We start from the raw sequence: 15492 nt of genomic DNA on the forward strand, positions 1-15492 counted from the left end.
CCGCGGAAGCCGGGCTCTCCCTGGCGGAGACGCTGCGGCGCGCGCGCCAGGTGATCCGCATGGAGGCACAGGCCGTGGCCGCGCTGGAGGACCGCGTCGGCGACCAGTTCGCGGGGGCGGTGGAGGCCATCCTGGCGGCGCCGGGGCGGGTGATCGTGGCGGGGATCGGCAAGAGCGGGATCATCGGCCGCAAGATCGCCTCGACGCTCACCTCCACCGGCACGCCGGCCAGCTTTCTCCACCCGGTCGAGGCGCTGCACGGCGACCTGGGGATCGTGGGCGGCGGCGACGTGGCCATCCTGCTCAGCAAGAGCGGGCAGAGCGAGGAGCTGCGCGGGCTGATGGAGTACCTGGGGCGCATGGGCGTGCGCACCGTGGCGATGACCGGGCGGGTGGACAGCGCGCTGGCCCGCCACGCGGAGTTCGTCCTGGACTGCTCCGTGGCCGAGGAAGCGTGCCCGCACGACCTGGCGCCCACCTCGTCCACCACCGCCGCGCTGGCGATGGGCGACGCGCTGGCCGTGGCGCTCTTGCTGAGGCGCGGATTCGGCCGCGACGACTTCGCCCGCTTTCACCCCGGCGGGGCGCTGGGACGCCGGCTGCTGCTGCGCGTGCGCGACGTGATGGTGGCCGAAGACGTCCCCGCGCTGCCGCCGCACGCCACCATGCGCCAGGCCGTGGTCCTTCTCGCCGAGCGGCGGGGAACGGCGGCGGTGGTGGATGACGAGGGGCGGCTGCTGGGGGTGCTGACCTCCGGCGACCTGACCCGTCTGATGGAGCGGGAGGAACACTTCTTCACGATCGCCGTATCCGAAGTGATGACCACCACCCCCAGGACCGCCGAGCCGGACCAGCTGGCCGCCGCCGCCGTTGGCGTGATGGAGCGCCACGGCGTCATGGCGCTTCCCGTCGTGGACGGCGACGGGCGGCTGGTGGGGATGGTTCACCTTCACGACCTGATGCGGGCGGGGGCGGTTTGATGCGGATGCGGAGCGGTGCGTGGATGCTGGTGACGGGGGCCGCGCTGGCGGCGTGCGAGACGCCGCCGACGCCCGCCGCGCCCACCGTGGCCGAGGCGGACGACACCCAGCGCACGTACGGGATGAACCTGAAGCTCACCGAGGGCGGCGTGCTGCGGGCCGACCTGTACGGCGACACGGCGTTCACGCGCCCCAACACCCAGGTCACCGAGCTGCGCGGCGTAAAGCTCACCTTCTACGACGACCAGGGAAAGAAGCCCGGCAAGCTCACGTCGAAGACGGGCGAGTACGACGCGACCACGGGGATCATGGTGGCCCGCGGCAACGTGGTGCTGGTAACGCACAACGACCGCGGCGAAGAGCGCATCATCAAGAGCGAAGAATTGCACTACGACCAGCGCGGCGACCGCGTGTGGAGCGACCGCGAGACCATCATCGACGAGCCCGGGCGCCGCGGGGTGAGCGACGGGTTCACCAGCGACACCCGCTTCACCAACATGCGCGGCAAGAACGCCCGCAGCAGCGGCATCCGCGTGAACGCCGGCGAAGGCGGCCTGTGAGGATGACCCGCCTTCTCGCGCCCCTCCTGCTCGCCCTGGCGATGCTCCCCGGCTTCCGCACGGACGCCGCGGCGCAGAACGTCTGCGACCTCGTCTACCAGAACGGCGACTGGGTGTCCGTGGGCGCCGAGGGGCAGCGGGTGATCAACGCCGGCGGCCCGCTGCTGGTGCGGTGCAGCAACGGCGAGGAGCTGCGGGCGGACAGCGCGGTGGTCTACGAGGCCATCAACGAGTTCCACCTGTTCCGCCGCGTGGACTATCAGGACCCCACGCGCTCGCTGACCTCGGACTACGCCACCTACAACGGCAACACCGGGCGGCTGTGGGCCACCGGCAGCGTGGTGTTCACCGACAAGAACCGCGGCAGCACGCTGCGCGGGCCCAACCTGGAGTACTACCGCGCGGCCCCCGGCCGGCCCGACGCGCAGGCCATCTCGACCGAGCGCCCGCACCTTACCGTGGTGCCGCGCGGGGGCCGCGCCCGCGAGCCCATGGAGGTGGACGCCGACCGCATCACCACCGTGGGCGAAAAGTTCGTCACCGCCGAGGGCAACGTGGTGATCGACGGCAAGGAGATGGACGCCTGGGCCGCCGAGGCGTTCTACGACGCCGACGCGGAGCGGATGGAGCTGCGCCGGAACGCCCGCGCCAAGGGCGAGACGTACGAGCTCACCGGCGACTTCATCGAGAGCAAGCTGGCGGAGGGGGTGCTGGAGCGCGTCCTTTCCCGCGGCAACGCGCGGCTGGTGGAAGAGCGGCTGCGCGTGACCGGGCCCCAGCTGCAATTGTTCTTTGCCCGCGACTCGCTGCAGCGGCTGGTCTCGGGGCACAACCCGGCGCTGGACAGCACGCAGGTGCAGGGGCGCTCCGTGGCGCTCGCCCGCGGCTTTCGCATGGAGGCCGACTCGCTGGAGGCGCTCACCCCGGGGCAGCGCATCCGCCGGGTGACGGCCATCGGCACGGCCGAGGGGCAGTCGTGGGACACGGCCGGCGTGGCGAGCCCGTCCCCCGCGGACACCAGCGCCGCGGCGCCGGACACCGTGGCCGGGCTGGCGCTGGGGGAGCGCGACCTGATCTACGCCGACACCATCATCGGCTTCTTCAAGGACGACTCGCTCGCCGGCCGGGGACCGAGCCCCATGGACTCCGCGCGCGCCGCCCAGGCCGACCCGTCGCGCCCCGTGCGCCCGGACAGCGCCGGCGCCGCGCGGCCGGACAGCGCACAGGCGCAGCTGGAGCGAATGCTGGCCATGGGAAGCGCGCGGTCGCTGTACCGAATGCGCCCCAGCCGCGAAGAAGCGGCCGACACCACAGCAAAGCTGGGCATCAACTACGTGATCGCCGACACCATCGACCTTACCTTCGCCGAGGGCGAGGTGGACATCGCCACCGTCCGCGGGCTCAAGAAGGGCGTCTACCTGGACCCGCTGAAGACCGACAGCGCCGGTGCGGACTCCCTGCGCGCCGACAGCGGACAGGTGGCCGCGGGCGCCCGCCGCCCCCCGGCGGACGCTCCGGCGGATTCCGTCGCGCCCGCGGGGCAGGGGACCGGCGGCACGCCGGCCCCGCAGAATCCGCCCGCGACGACCGGGAGCACCACGCCGGCCCCGGCGGAACGCCGCCCCGCGCCGACGACGCCCACGCCGGGAGGGCGCCGATGAGCGGCTTCGACGCGCTGGTGGGCGCCGCCGGGGACGCGGACCTGAGCACGCTGATCGCCCTGCGCGCGCTGGTGGACCGCGCCAACGGCGACGGCACCGTGGAGCGGGCCAGCTGGATGACCGGCGTGCGCGAAGAGTACCTGCGCTGGTACGGGCCCGGGCACGACGGCGTACAGCCGGAGACGTTTCCCGCCGCCGAGACGGTGCACTACCTGGACGAGCACATCGTCCGCACCCTGGCGGAGCAGCGCGTGGTGGAGCCGCTGGGCCATCCGCAGGAAGACGCGGACCCGGCCGCCGGCGAGGTGCCCTGGACGGCCGTGCGGCTGAGCCCGTGGGCGGCGGCCGAGGTGGAGGCGCGCAGGCCCGCGGTGCTGGATCTGCTGGACGGGCGCATCCGCGGCATCCTGGAGCAGATCGACCCGCCGGCCGCCGCGCCGCACGCCGCGCCGCTGGACCTGCCCCCCGCGCCCGCCGAGCCGGTGGTGGAAGCGGCGCCGCTCCCGGGGGCGATGCTGGTGCCGGGCGGGGCCACCCTCAGCGCCCGCGGGCTGGTGAAGGTGTACCGCAAGCGGCGCGTGGTGAACGACGTGGACCTGCAGGTGTCGCAGGGCGAGATCGTGGGCCTGCTGGGGCCCAACGGGGCGGGCAAGACCACCAGCTTCTACATGATGGTGGGCCTCATCCGCCCCGACAAAGGCAAGGTGTTCATCGGCGACCGCAACCTGACCGGGGTGCCCATGTACCGCCGCGCGCGCGCCGGCATCGGGTACCTGGCGCAGGAGCCGTCCATCTTCCGCAAGCTCACCGTGGAAGAGAACGTGATGGCCATCCTGCAGATGATGAAGATCAAGCGGGCCGACCGGAAGGCGCGGCTGGAGCAGCTTCTGGACGAGCTGCACATCAAGCACCTGCGCAAGACGCGGGCGTACGCGCTCTCCGGCGGCGAGCGGCGGCGGCTCGAGATCACCCGCGCGCTGGTGGGCAACCCCAAGTTCATGCTGCTGGACGAGCCGTTCGCCGGGGTGGACCCCATTGCCGTGCACGACATCCAGCAGATCGTGAGCGACCTGCGCCGCCGCGGCATCGGCGTGCTGATCAGCGACCACAACGTGGAGCAGACGCTCGACATCGTGGACCGCGCCTACATCATGTACGACGGCCGCGTGCGGGTAAGCGGCACGGTTGCCGAGCTGGTGTGGAACGAGGAGGTGGCCGAGATCTACCTGGGCCCCACCCTCACCGCGCGCATGCGCGAGCGCTACGCCAACCCCGCCGACGAGGCGTCGGCCGCGCACGACCCGCGCTTTTCCACCGGCTTCGATGCAGGCGGGTACGGGGACGGGCGGATGGAGGACGACGCGGACGGCGAGGCGCAGGGCGCGTTCGGCGACTTCGGCGGGACGGACGGCGGGGTCGCGCCAGGGCGGGACGGCGGGCTGGAGGAGGAGGGCTGGACATCGCGGGGCCACGGCTACGCGGCGGGCGGCGACGGAGAGCGGGACGGGGCGGGGCACCAGCCCGATGCATCCCAGGACCACACGCAGGATCCACGAGAGGACGAAGCGGCATGAGGACAGGCCTTTACCAGGGTACGACCCTGAAGCAGGAGATGAAGATCAATCCACGCCTGTACCAGGCGATGGATCTGCTCTACATGCCCCTGCTGGACCTGCAGCAGCACCTCAAGCAGGAGCTGCTCAACAATCCCTTCCTGGACCTGGTGGAGCCGGACGCCGAGGAAGAGGCCAAGGAGCAGGAAAAGGAAAAGGAAAAGGACGCCGACGAGATCGACTGGGAGGAGATCCTCCTGAACGGCTTCGAGACGGGCGGCCGCCGCGAGGAGTACGAGGAGCGCGAGTACTACGAGCCCGTCTCCGTCGACACCAAGGACCTGGGCGACCACCTGCACGACCAGCTGACGCTGCTTCGCCTGACCGAGCGCGAGCTGCTGCTGGGCGAAGAGATCATCGGCAACGTGAGCGACGAGGGGTACCTGGTCTGCGACCTGGAAGAGACGGTCGTGAACCTGAACAACTTCATCGCCGACGCCGGTGAGTTCGAGGGGCTGGAGCCGTACGGGATGGAAGAGGCGGAGCAGATGCTGCGCGTCATCCAGGCCTTCGACCCGCCGGGGATCGCCGCGCGCGACCTGCGCGAGTGCATCCTGCTGCAGCTGCGCGACAACGTGGTCAGCGAGCTCATCCAGGAGACCGGGGAGAGCGATCCCGACGTGGCCGAGATCGAGCGGCGGCTGGCGGCCAGCCTGGCGTTCCGCATCGTCCGCGACTACTTCGACCAGCTGATCAACCACCGCTGGAGCGAGATCAGCAAGGAGCTGTCGATCACCCCGCGCGACGTGCAGGACGCGGCCGACGAGGTGGCCAAGCTCGATCCCAAGCCGGGGCTCAAGTACGGCAGCGGGGGCGACAACTACATCATCCCCGACCTGATCGTCGAAAAGATCGAGGGCGAGTACCTGGTGTTCCTGAACGACACCAGCCTGCCGCGCCTCAAGCTGTCGCGCGCCTACCGCGACATCGCCAAGGACAAGAAGAAGTTTGTCGGCGAGAACAAGGAGTTCATCAGCAACAAGCTCAACTCCGCCAACTGGATGATCCAGGCCATCGAGCAGCGGCGGCAGACGATGCTCAAGGTGATGAACTTCATCGTCGACCGGCAGCGCGACTTCTTCGACAAGGGCGTGCAGTACCTCAAGCCGCTCACCCTGCGCGAGGTGGCCGAGGTCATCGACATGCACGAGTCCACGGTCAGCCGCGTGACCAACGAGAAGTTCGTGCAGACGCCGCGCGGCGTGTTTCCGCTCAAGTTCTTCTTCTCGTCGGGCCTCAGCACGACGAGCGGCGAGGACGTGTCGGCGCGCGGCATCAAGGCGCAGATCGAAAAGCTGGTGAGCGACGAGGACCCCGCGCACCCGCTGACCGACCAGGCGATCGTGAACATCCTCAAGGAAGAGGGGATCCAGATCGCCCGCCGCACGGTGGCCAAGTACCGCGACCAGCTGGGCGTGCTGAGCGCCCGCATGCGCAAGCGGGTGTGACGGGCAGGGGACAGGGTACGGGGGACAGGGGACAGGGGGGCGTTCTGGTGGACGCCCCTCTGGCGGTTTCCACGTCCGCATCCACGCCGCTTCCGGTAGTGCCGGCCGCGCTGCGCGCCAACTTCGCCGTGCTCATCCCCGCCTTCGACGAGGTGGAGAACGTCCCCGCGCTCTTCGCCGAGCTGCGGCGGACGTTCGAGAAGCACGGGCTGGCGGGCGAGATCATCCTGGTGGACGACGGCTCGCGCGACGGGACGTACGAGGCGGCGCGGCACGAGGCCGTGAACACGCCTCGCACCAAGGTGCTTCGCCACCGCCGCAACCTGGGGAAGACGGAGGCGATGGTGACGGGCGCCTTCGCGGCGGAGACGGAGTTCCTGGTGCTGTTCGACGCCGACCTGCAGCACTCCACGGAAGAGATCCCGCGCTTCCTCGAGAAGCTGGGCGAGGGGTGGGACATCGTCACCGGCCGCAAGGTGGGGCAATACGAAAAGCGCGGCGTCTCGTCCGCCTACAACCGCCTGTCGCAGACGCTGTTCGACGTGCCGGTGCGCGACCTGAACAGCATGAAGGCGTTCCGCACCGAGATCCTGCGCGAAATTCCGCTGCGGCACGACTGGCACCGCTTCTTCGTGGTGCTGGCGCACGCGCGCGGGTACCGGGTGTCAGAGATCGACATCGAGCTGTTTCCCCGCCGCGCGGGCGTGGCCAAGTTCTCGGGCCGCCGCCGGGTGCTGGTGGGCGTGGGCGACCTGGTCGTCGTCTGGTTCTACCTGAAGTTCAGCGAAAAGCCTATGCAGTTCTTTGGCGGCGGCGGGCTGCTGCTGATGCTGGCGGGGATCCTGGTGGGGCTGACGACCATCGTGCTGCGCGTGGGGGGATGGATGCCCCCGTTCGGCTACCGTCCGCTGCTGACCTTGGTGGTGCTGCTGGAGACGATGGGCGTGGTGCTGTTCGGCTTCGGCTTCATGGCCGAGCTCATCGCCACCCTCCGCGCCGAAGTCGAGGACCTGCGGCGCCGAAGGTAGACGCAGGGCAGGGGATCGCATTCAAGAGGAGGGGCTGGATGAGCGAGCCGCACGACCCGGAGCCGCGCGTCGACCGTACCGCGTTCTCGATCGTCTCCTCGTTCGAGGAAGCGGATGCGGAGGACGATGCCTACTGGCGTTCGCGCACGCCCGCGGAGCGCTTGGTCCACCTCGAACTCCTGCGCCGGATCAACTATGGCGATGCAGCTGCCGGCAGACTTCAAAGAGTTCTTGAGCTTGCTTGGGCTACATGGCGTTAGGTACCTGCTGATCGGGGGATACGCAGTCAATTACTACGGCTATACCAGAGCCACGGGCGACATCGACGTCTGGATTGCTCTGGATGCCGCGAACGCGGAACGCATGGTCGATGTGGTTCGTGAGTTCGGATTCGACACACCGGAGCTCTCGCCCGAATTGTTCATGCAGGAGGGCCGGATCGTGCGGATGGGAAACATCCCGCTGCGCATCGAGATCCTGACGGTCATCTCCGGTGTTACCTTCGAAGAATGCTACGGCGAGCGGGTGGTCGATACGATCGACGGTGTCGAAACGTCCATCATCAACCTGAGCCAGCTGAAGCGGAACAAGCAGGCGAGCGGGCGCCACAAGGACTTGGCGGATCTGGACCACCTGCGCTGATCTCACGCGTGGGTCATGGAGGAAAAGACGAGGACGTGGATGAGGCCTTCATCCGCGTCCTTTCTCTTCCTCCATGACCCACGCGTGATGCTTTTCCTGGGCTGCACACCGGAGCGTCGTTACGTCCCGTCAGAATTGCGCGCGCTTGAGTCGTTGATGGAAATGTGCCGATGCGCCGTCCGACCGGCGCACGTGGTCTCCCCGATCCGCACGTTCCCATGATGATTCCGCCCGCATCCTCCCGACACGCCGTACCCCGGCGCCGGTCCGCGCTCTGCTCGGCCGCACTGCTCACCCTTCTGGCCGGCTGCGACGGCTCGCCCTCGGACGCCGCGGTGCGTGAGTGCGGCGAAGGGCCCATGCGCCTGGAGGTGGGGCAGGCGGTGGACGTGGCCATCGACGAAACCTGCGACCTGCGTCCGCGCGACGGCGCCCGCTACGCGCTGGCGTTCTACGACGCGCAACTCGCCACCCTGGCCGAGACCCGGGCCGAGCCGTATGGCGGCGTGGAGGCCCGCACCGCGTTCACCGTTGTCGAAGGCGACGGCTCGGAGGAAGGCAGCGTATTTGGCACCGCGCTGCTGCCCGCGGCGGCGCAGGGGCCGGACTTTCGCGTGCTGGCCGCGGACGGGTCGACCGGGCCCCTGGCCGCCGTGGAGGGCGACGGCCCGTGGCGCGAAGGCGAGACCATGCGGGTGGGCGAGCCCCTGTGCCAGGTGGAGTGCAGCGCCCGCGTGGCACGCGTGCTGGACGGATGGCTGGTGTTCGCCGTGGATGACGCCACGGTGGGCGCCGACGCGGCGCGCGTGGCCGCGCTGTTCGACGCGGCGGCCCCGCACTTTCGCCAGCACGCGCTTCCCATGCTCGAACAGCTGTTCACCCCGCACCGGCCCGTGACCACCCCCACGTCCGGCCAGCTGGTGGTGCTGTTCCGGGGCAACGTGACGGGGGTGGCGGGCCTTGCGTGGAGCAGGCTGCGGCCCGAGGGCAACACGCACGTCATCCAGATCGAGCTGGAAGAGGAGTTCGACGAGGGAGCGCTGCTGAGCGTGCTGACGCACGAGGTCGCGCACACCTTTCAGTTCGAGTTCGCCGCGCGCGACGCGCCGGCGCCCGGCGCGGAAACCAGCTTTGGCCACACGCGCTGGGGCGTGGAGGGCGGCGCCACCCTGGCGGCGCTGGAGGCGCTGCGCCACGCGGCGGCGCGTGCCCACGACGCCAACGTGGACTTTCGCGCCGCGCCCGCCTCGGCGTGGGAGAAGCGGCTCTTTCGGCTGTCGAGCCTGGGCGGCGGAACGCTGGTGACCGGGTACGGGTCGGCGGCCAGCTTTCTGGACTACCTGGCGGTGCGCCGCACCGAGGCCGGCGATCCGCGCGACGTGGCGCTGCGTGAGGTACTGCGCGGCGCCATGGAAGGGTGGTACGGCCACGCGAGCGCCGGGCCGGGCCGTCAGGGGATGGCGGCCCGCATGCGAACCCGCATCCCCTCGTGGAACCCCGCGGACGCGGTGCTCGCCTGGACGCTGGCCGCCGGCGCCGACGACCACGTGTCCAATCCCGTGTACCAGCACCCGGCGTGGCTGCGCGTGGGCGACGTCGGCCCCGAAATCGACATGGGATGGATGGCCTACCGCATCATCGACGGCGGCTCCAACCGCACGCTGCGCTTCGACCGCCCGGGAGGCAGCAGCGGGTGGCTGCTGCTGCGCGACACGGGCGCGGGGGTCCGGGTGCGGGTCGGATCACTGCCTTCCGTACGATGGAAGCTGCTGCGCATCTCCTGACACCCCTCCCCGAAGGAGATTGGACGTGCCTGCGCCCGGGTTCGCCCCGGCCGCGGGCGTCACGGAGGGAAGGGCAGGCTCGTTGTTGACACAGTAGGGGCCGGATTCTGCGCCCGCGGCCCCGCGGCATCCCACCCAGGCCGGTTTTCCCATGCCGACACCCATGATTCCCCATCCACGCCGAATCACGCGGCCCCTCGCCCGCGCGGCCGCCATCGCGCTGTCGCTGGCCGCCTGCGCCGACTCGCCGTCCGCCACGGACGGGTGCGGACGCCCGCTGCGGCTGGAGGTGGGCCAGGCGGTGGACGTGCAGCCCACGGCGGAGTGCCCGCTGCGCGCGGAGGGCGGGGCGGAGTACGTGCTGGCCTACTACGACGCGCGGTTCGCCCTGGGCGCGCAGACGCAGCCGGAGCCGTACGTCGGCGCCGGCGCCGACGAGCGCTTTACCCTGGTGGTGCAGGACGTGGCCGGCGGCGCGCGGGCGTCGGTGGCGCCGTCCATGACGTTTCTCGCCGCGCCCGCGGTGCCCGCCCACGTCCGCGTTTCCGCTGGCGGCGGGGCCGGGCGGGTGCGCTCCATCCCGGCCGGCGGGCCCTGGAGCGTGGGCGACCAGATCCCGCTCATCCGTCCCGACTGCACGGCCAGCTGCACGCCGTACACGTCGGCGCGGGTGGCCAGCGTGTTCGACGGGTGGCTGGTCCTGGCGGTGAACCCCTCGCTGGCGGGAGACACGGAGCGCGTGGTGCAGCTGTTCAACCAGGCCGCGCCCCTGCTTCGGCAGCACGGGCTTCCCCTGATGCACGCCGCGTTCACCGCAGAGCGCCCGGTCACCACGCCCGAGTCGGGCCAGCTGGTGGTGGTGTTCGAGGCCGACGTGACGCCCGGCGGCGGCGAGACGCACATCGAGATCCGGCCGGAAGGCACGGCCACCCACTGGATTCGCCTGGAGCACACGCCGGAGCTGGACCTGGGGCACATGCTCTGGCTGCTGGCGCACGAGATCGCGCACACCTTTCAGTACGAGTTCCTTGCCCGCAACCCGCCGGCGTCCGGCGTTCGGGGAGACAGGGGCGGCGCCCGGTGGGGCATCGAGGGCGGCGCCACGCTGGTCGACACCGAGACGCTGCGCCGCGCGGCCGGGGTGCCGCTGCAGGGCAACGTGGACTTTGGCGCCACGCCGCGGTCGCCGGTGGAGGCGGCGCTCTTCGCGAACGGGTATTCGCGCGGGGGCATCCTGACGTACGGCTACTACTCGTCCGCCCCGTTCCTGCGCGACCTGGCGCTGCGGCGGATGGAGCGCGGCGACGAGATGGACGTGGCGTTCCGCGAGGTGCTGCGGGGGGCGGTGGAGGGGTGGCACGGCGTGGGTTCCGAATCGCGCCGGACGGGGATGGCGGAGCGGATGCGGGGGCGGCTGCCGGGGTGGGAGCCGGTGGACGCGGTGCTCACCTGGACGCTGAGCACCGCGGCAGACGACCGCCTTGCCAGCACCGTCTACCGCGATCCTACCTGGCTGCGGGCGGGCGACTGGGAGCTGGCGGGCAGGGGGTGGGCGCCCGACCGGGTGATCACGGCGGGGTCCGGCGAGACGCAGTACACGTCCCGGCCTCCGGGGAGCACGGGGTACCTGCTCGTCCGCTCCCCCGCCTCCACCCTGTCGCTGCTGCTGACCGCGCCCGAGACGCTCCGGTGGAAGCTGCTGCGCGTGTCGTGAGGAATGTGTGCTAAAGCCAGAAGAGAGAATGACTTCCTGAGGGAGGCGCCGCTCCGCACCCTGCCGTACGACGGACTGTGGCGCCGACCGAAGGACCTCGCCGGCAGAACCGTGGTGCTGGATTCGCGGCGAGGAACTGGCCCCTCGCGGACCGAGAGCAGGTCCTTCGATCGCGCGCAGGTGGTTGTGTGGGATCTGGCTACGCGTGGTGCGCTCCCTCAGAGTGTGTTCAAGAATCCCTGCGCTCGCGCCCGTATGTCATTTCGAAGGAGGCGCCACACCGCACCATCGGCTCGCACGAAGTCCTGCGCGCCGACTGAGAAATCTACTGTCTGCTGCTGGTGCCCCGCTGCACCGCTCCGGCACTGGCCCTGTCCGGCCGTGTCGTAGCCGCGAGTTCAGCACGGGCTGCCGCGTCTGCCCTCCAGCAATCCGACAGTAGATTCCTCGGCCCTGCAACCTCTGGTGTGAAAGCAGGCTACGGCGTGGCCGGGCCTCGGAATGACTGCCCTTTTCTCATCCAGCAGGATACGGAATGCCGCCGGGCGCTGACCACACCCCGATCTGTCATTCCGGGGGAGCGCACACCCGGCACCTTGTCCGATCACAGAACCCGGTGCGCGACCGAGGAATCCGCTTTCCGGTTCCTCCTGGCCTGCCGCAACGCCCCGGACTGGCCCTGACTGGCTCTCACGCCGCCGCAACAATGGCGCGGGCTGCCGCGTCCGGCCTCCCGCGCGCCGACAGCAGATTCCTCGGCCCTGCAACCCGCGGCGTGATCATCCACGTGCAGCGTGGCCGGGCCTCGGAATGACAGCCCTTTTCTCATCCCGCAGGATACGGAGTACCGCCGGTTTCGGAAGTCACTGGCCACACCCCCGATCTGTCATTCCGAGGGAGCGCACAGCAGGCACCTGATCCGACCAGAGAACCCGGTGCGCGACCGAGGAATCTACTTTCCGATTCCTCGTGGCCTGTCGCGACGCCCCCGACCAGCCCTGTCTGGCTCTTTCGCCGCCGCGGCGATGGCGCAGGCTGCCGCGTCCGGCCTCCCGCGCGCCGACAGTAGATTCCTCAGCCCTGCGACCCGCGGCGTGATCATCCAAGTGCAGCGTGGCCGGGCCTCGGAATGACAGCCCTTGAAGGCCAGTCACCTTCCTGTAAGCGCAGAGGGCCGCGACGGCGCGTCGCGGCCTTCCGTTGTCTTCCCGACGCCGACCGTTCAGACCATGGGGTCGCGGTTGGCGCCGCCGCCGGTGTGGGCCTGGCGCTCGCCGCGCTCCACGGGCGAGTCGTCGGTGCTGGCCATGCCCTCGCGGGCCGACATGTCCTCGCGGTCGTGCAGGCGCTCGCCCTCCAGCGTGCGCCGGCCCTCGCCCGAGCCCGCGGGCATGTCGCCGGTGACGTCCGCCTGGCCGGTGCGGGTGGCGTACGCCTCGGCGCTCTCGATATCGTCCAGGCGGCCGGGCTGCATGTTCAGCCGGTCCTGCCCGGCGGCGTCGGGATTGCCGTCCACGTTCATGCGGTCGTTGGAATTGCGGTCCATCGGTGCATCCTCCAGTTGAAAGTGCCCGCTCACCAGCGGTTCACGCGCGAGTAGAACTCGCCGTCCGTCAGCCGGGGCGGGATGGCGTCGTCCCCGTATCCGCCCCCCTGCCGCCCGCCGAAGTCGCGGCCGTATCCGCCGCCGCCCTGCCGCCCGCCGAACCCGTACGTCACCTGGCGCTCGCCGCCGCGGTTCATCTCCCCACGGTAATCGCCGCCGTAGTGCCCGCCGAAGCCCTGGCGGTTGTCGCCGCCGTAGCCAAAGCCGGTGCGGTTGCCGCTGCCGCCCACCGTCCCGCCGCGCACCTGGTAGCCGCGGTCGTACATCCCGCCTCCGCCCATCCCGCCGCGGAAGCCGCGGTCGTAGTCCCGCGCGGAGCGGCCGCCGGCGCCCTCGCCCAGGCGGCTGAACCAGCGGTCGCCGACGTCGTAGTCGTCATGGTAGCGGGGCAATCCGCCGCCGCGGTCCTGCGCCATGTGCGACAGGTACGATCCGCCGTCGCGCGCCTCGGTGCGCATGACGACCTCGTCGCGGCCCACGCCGCCCTGATAGTCCCAGCCGTAGTCGCGCTGGGCGGAGGGGCCGTGCCCGCTCCACTGCCACGCGCCGCGCCGCATTCCCGCCTCGGGGCCGGCGGTGTAGCGCCCGCTGTTGAGCCCCGAGTTGAAGTTGCTCCGCGAACCGCCGCTCCCCGTGCGAGCGCCCACGGAGGGGTCGTTCCCCACGCCGCCCCAGCCGTACTGCGGCCCGCCTGACTGTCCGCCCTGTCCCGTCAACGGCATCGATCCACCTCCCTCGTCCTCGTGCATCCACCGGAATCGTGGGGCAGGGACGGTTGCAAGGCACGTTCCGGCGCGGGGATACGTGCGCTCCGGCCGACGGAGCGCCAGATTGGGGGGACGGATTGGGCGAATGGCCGGTTGGCAGGTCGGCGGGGCAGGTGCCGGGCAGACGCCGGGGCAGGGGCCGGGGGCTGGCGAATGAATTCGCGGCTGGGAAGACGCGATGTCCGCCTTCGCGGACGGGTTCCCGTGCATTCCTCGGTTCCACCATGACCCGCATCGCTCGTCCGGACCGGGCGCATTCGATAGGACGGAGCAATCAGCGGAACGGGGGCGGATGATCGGGAAGATGCTGGTGGAGGCGGTGGTGCCGGGGGTGCACCGCATCAACCTGGGCGTGGTGAACGCGTACCTGCTGCAGGGGGAGGACGGGCTTACCCTGATCGACACGGGGATGGCTGCCACGCGCCCGCTGCTGCTGCGCGCCATCACCGCGCTGGGGCACCGGGTGGGCGACGTCCGCCGCATCCTGGTGACGCACGCGCACCCGGACCACACCGGCGCGCTCGCCGCCCTGAAGCGCGCGTCCGGGGCCCGGGTCTACATGCATCCCGACGACGCGGCGCTCGTCCGCCAGGGGCGCTCGCTGCGGCCGGGGCTCCGTCCGCCGCCGCGCCACGTCTATTCCGTCGTGATGCCGCTGGCCATCTGGGCCATCCCCCGGCGCATCGAGGCGGCGGAGACCGATCAGGAGGTGCACGATGGGGATCTGCTGCCGATCGCGGGCGGGATGCGCGTGGTGGGCTTTCCGGGCCACTCGGCGGGGCAGGTGGGGTACCTGTGGCAGCGGCACGGCGGCGTGCTGTTCGCCGGCGACCCGGCGGCCAACCTGCTCGGGCGGCTGGACGTGGCCATCGTCTACGAGGACTACGCCCAGGGAATGCGCGACCTGGTGACGCTGGGGTCGCTGGAGTACGAGACAGCCTGCTTTGGCCACGGCCCGCCGGTCGTCGGCGGGGCGAGCGCCGCGATGCGCCGCAGATGGGGACCCGCGGGCGCATGAGGCTATGCGATGGAAGCCGATGTGTTATCTTGAGATGTACGTCATCGGCTCAAGTGGATTCCAGTCGCGTTTTTCCATAGAATCCGGACATGATCATCCGCATCCTGACCCTCACGACGCTCGCCTTCGCGCTGCTGTCCGCACCCGCATCCGCGCAGACCGCGGCCTCCGCCTGCCGGGCCGGCGGCGCGCGCTGCATCACCGTCTCGTTTCAGCAGTCGGAGATGCGCGACGTGGCGGCGGCGTTCGCGGACTTCTCGGGCGAGTCCGTCATCCTCGGCGCGGGCGCAGGGGGACAGGTGACGGCGGAGGTGCGCAACCAGCCGTGGGACGTGGCGTTCGGCGCCATCCTGCAGGCGCACGGGCTGGCCGTGCGGCGGATCGCGCCGGGGCTGCTGCGGGTGGATCCGCTGGAGCGGGTGGCCGCGGACGCGGTGCAGGCGCCGCTGGTGACGCGGGTGTTCCGCATCGACTACGTTCCCGCCGCAGACCTGGCGAAGGTGCTGGACGCGGTGAAGTCGGAGCGCGGCCGCATCGCCGTCAGCGAGACCACCAACGCGCTGGTGGTGACGGACACCGAAGAAGCGCTCGCCACCATGGAGCGCCTGATCGGCCATCCGTAGCGTCTTTCCGCCGAAGGACCGATCCGCGCGCGGCGGGGTCAGTATCTT

Annotated in this window: 14 protein-coding genes; 12 read left to right on the forward strand and 2 right to left on the reverse strand. The window is 70.8% G+C overall.

What is annotated here, in order from left to right:
• Positions 1 to 59: 59 nt before the first annotated feature.
• From VGC13_RS11635 to VGC13_RS11680, 10 genes are all read left to right on the forward strand, one after another.
• Positions 60 to 980, forward strand: a complete 921-nt coding sequence (locus VGC13_RS11635; protein ID WP_349264204.1) for a KpsF/GutQ family sugar-phosphate isomerase — start codon at positions 60 to 62, stop codon at positions 978 to 980.
• Positions 980 to 1540, forward strand: a complete 561-nt coding sequence (lptC, locus tag VGC13_RS11640; protein ID WP_331125430.1) for an LPS export ABC transporter periplasmic protein LptC — start codon at positions 980 to 982, stop codon at positions 1538 to 1540. Before VGC13_RS11635 ends, lptC begins: the two co-directional genes overlap by 1 nt.
• Before the next feature lie 2 nt (positions 1541 to 1542).
• The gene (locus VGC13_RS11645) at positions 1543 to 3201 is read left to right on the forward strand and encodes an OstA-like protein (protein ID WP_331125431.1); all 1659 of its coding nucleotides are present in this window, start codon (positions 1543 to 1545) and stop codon (positions 3199 to 3201) included.
• Complete coding sequence (lptB, locus tag VGC13_RS33630) at positions 3198 to 4775, forward strand: LPS export ABC transporter ATP-binding protein (protein WP_331125432.1); 1578 nt, start codon at positions 3198 to 3200, stop codon at positions 4773 to 4775. Before VGC13_RS11645 ends, lptB begins: the two co-directional genes overlap by 4 nt.
• On the forward strand, positions 4772 to 6262 hold the full coding sequence (gene rpoN, locus VGC13_RS11655) for an RNA polymerase factor sigma-54 (protein ID WP_331125433.1): 1491 nt from the start codon (positions 4772 to 4774) through the stop codon (positions 6260 to 6262). The genes lptB and rpoN overlap by 4 nt, the downstream gene beginning before the upstream one ends.
• Positions 6263 to 6309: 47 nt before the next feature.
• Positions 6310 to 7290, forward strand: a complete 981-nt coding sequence (locus VGC13_RS11660; protein WP_331125434.1) for a glycosyltransferase — start codon at positions 6310 to 6312, stop codon at positions 7288 to 7290.
• 38 nt (positions 7291 to 7328) lie between these two features.
• Entirely contained in the window at positions 7329 to 7550 is a 222-nt protein-coding gene (locus tag VGC13_RS11665; protein WP_331125435.1) for a hypothetical protein, read from the forward strand.
• Positions 7486 to 7932, forward strand: coding sequence for a nucleotidyltransferase (locus VGC13_RS11670; RefSeq protein ID WP_331125436.1), 447 nt, complete (start codon positions 7486 to 7488; stop codon positions 7930 to 7932). Before VGC13_RS11665 ends, VGC13_RS11670 begins: the two co-directional genes overlap by 65 nt.
• 218 nt (positions 7933 to 8150) lie before the next feature.
• Complete coding sequence (locus tag VGC13_RS11675; protein WP_331125437.1) at positions 8151 to 9716, forward strand: hypothetical protein; 1566 nt, start codon at positions 8151 to 8153, stop codon at positions 9714 to 9716.
• A gap of 151 nt (positions 9717 to 9867) precedes the next feature.
• Entirely contained in the window at positions 9868 to 11430 is a 1563-nt protein-coding gene (locus tag VGC13_RS11680) for a hypothetical protein (RefSeq protein WP_331125438.1), read from the forward strand.
• Positions 11431 to 12652: 1222 nt separating this feature from the next.
• Here the strand turns inward: VGC13_RS11680 and VGC13_RS11685 are convergent.
• Together VGC13_RS11685 and VGC13_RS11690 are read right to left on the reverse strand one after the other, a co-directional pair.
• Positions 12653 to 12976, reverse strand: a complete 324-nt coding sequence (locus tag VGC13_RS11685; RefSeq protein ID WP_331125439.1) for a hypothetical protein — start codon at positions 12974 to 12976, stop codon at positions 12653 to 12655.
• A gap of 29 nt (positions 12977 to 13005) precedes the next feature.
• On the reverse strand, positions 13006 to 13758 hold the full coding sequence (locus tag VGC13_RS11690) for a hypothetical protein (RefSeq protein WP_331125440.1): 753 nt from the start codon (positions 13756 to 13758) through the stop codon (positions 13006 to 13008).
• A 337-nt stretch (positions 13759 to 14095) separates the two neighbouring features.
• Between VGC13_RS11690 and VGC13_RS11695 the strand changes: the two genes are divergently transcribed.
• Together VGC13_RS11695 and VGC13_RS11700 are read left to right on the forward strand one after the other, a co-directional pair.
• The gene (locus VGC13_RS11695; RefSeq protein WP_331125441.1) at positions 14096 to 14821 is read left to right on the forward strand and encodes an MBL fold metallo-hydrolase; all 726 of its coding nucleotides are present in this window, start codon (positions 14096 to 14098) and stop codon (positions 14819 to 14821) included.
• An 89-nt stretch (positions 14822 to 14910) separates the two neighbouring features.
• A complete protein-coding gene (locus VGC13_RS11700) occupies positions 14911 to 15444 on the forward strand; it encodes a secretin N-terminal domain-containing protein (RefSeq protein WP_331125442.1) in 534 nt (177 codons plus the stop codon).
• The last annotated feature ends 48 nt before the right edge of the window (positions 15445 to 15492 follow it).

The sequence above is a fragment of the Longimicrobium sp. genome (genome assembly GCF_036399255.1).
Lineage (GTDB): Bacteria > Gemmatimonadota > Gemmatimonadetes > Longimicrobiales > Longimicrobiaceae > Longimicrobium.

What these genes read in the sequence shown, in the direction of transcription:
- VGC13_RS11635 (WP_349264204.1), top strand. Translation starts at nt 60, where the DNA reads ATGGAGGCACAGGCCGTGGCCGCGCTGGAGGACCGCGTCGGCGACCAG.
- lptC (WP_331125430.1), top strand. Translation starts at nt 980, where the DNA reads ATGCGGATGCGGAGCGGTGCGTGGATGCTGGTGACGGGGGCCGCGCTG.
- VGC13_RS11645 (WP_331125431.1), top strand. Translation starts at nt 1,543, where the DNA reads ATGACCCGCCTTCTCGCGCCCCTCCTGCTCGCCCTGGCGATGCTCCCC.
- lptB (WP_331125432.1), top strand. Translation starts at nt 3,198, where the DNA reads ATGAGCGGCTTCGACGCGCTGGTGGGCGCCGCCGGGGACGCGGACCTG.
- rpoN (WP_331125433.1), top strand. Translation starts at nt 4,772, where the DNA reads ATGAGGACAGGCCTTTACCAGGGTACGACCCTGAAGCAGGAGATGAAG.
- VGC13_RS11665 (WP_331125435.1), top strand. Translation starts at nt 7,329, where the DNA reads ATGAGCGAGCCGCACGACCCGGAGCCGCGCGTCGACCGTACCGCGTTC.
- VGC13_RS11670 (WP_331125436.1), top strand. Translation starts at nt 7,486, where the DNA reads ATGGCGATGCAGCTGCCGGCAGACTTCAAAGAGTTCTTGAGCTTGCTT.
- VGC13_RS11675 (WP_331125437.1), top strand. Translation starts at nt 8,151, where the DNA reads ATGATGATTCCGCCCGCATCCTCCCGACACGCCGTACCCCGGCGCCGG.
- VGC13_RS11680 (WP_331125438.1), top strand. Translation starts at nt 9,868, where the DNA reads ATGCCGACACCCATGATTCCCCATCCACGCCGAATCACGCGGCCCCTC.
- VGC13_RS11685 (WP_331125439.1), bottom strand. Translation starts at nt 12,976, where the DNA reads ATGGACCGCAATTCCAACGACCGCATGAACGTGGACGGCAATCCCGAC.
- VGC13_RS11690 (WP_331125440.1), bottom strand. Translation starts at nt 13,758, where the DNA reads ATGCCGTTGACGGGACAGGGCGGACAGTCAGGCGGGCCGCAGTACGGC.
- VGC13_RS11695 (WP_331125441.1), top strand. Translation starts at nt 14,096, where the DNA reads ATGATCGGGAAGATGCTGGTGGAGGCGGTGGTGCCGGGGGTGCACCGC.
- VGC13_RS11700 (WP_331125442.1), top strand. Translation starts at nt 14,911, where the DNA reads ATGATCATCCGCATCCTGACCCTCACGACGCTCGCCTTCGCGCTGCTG.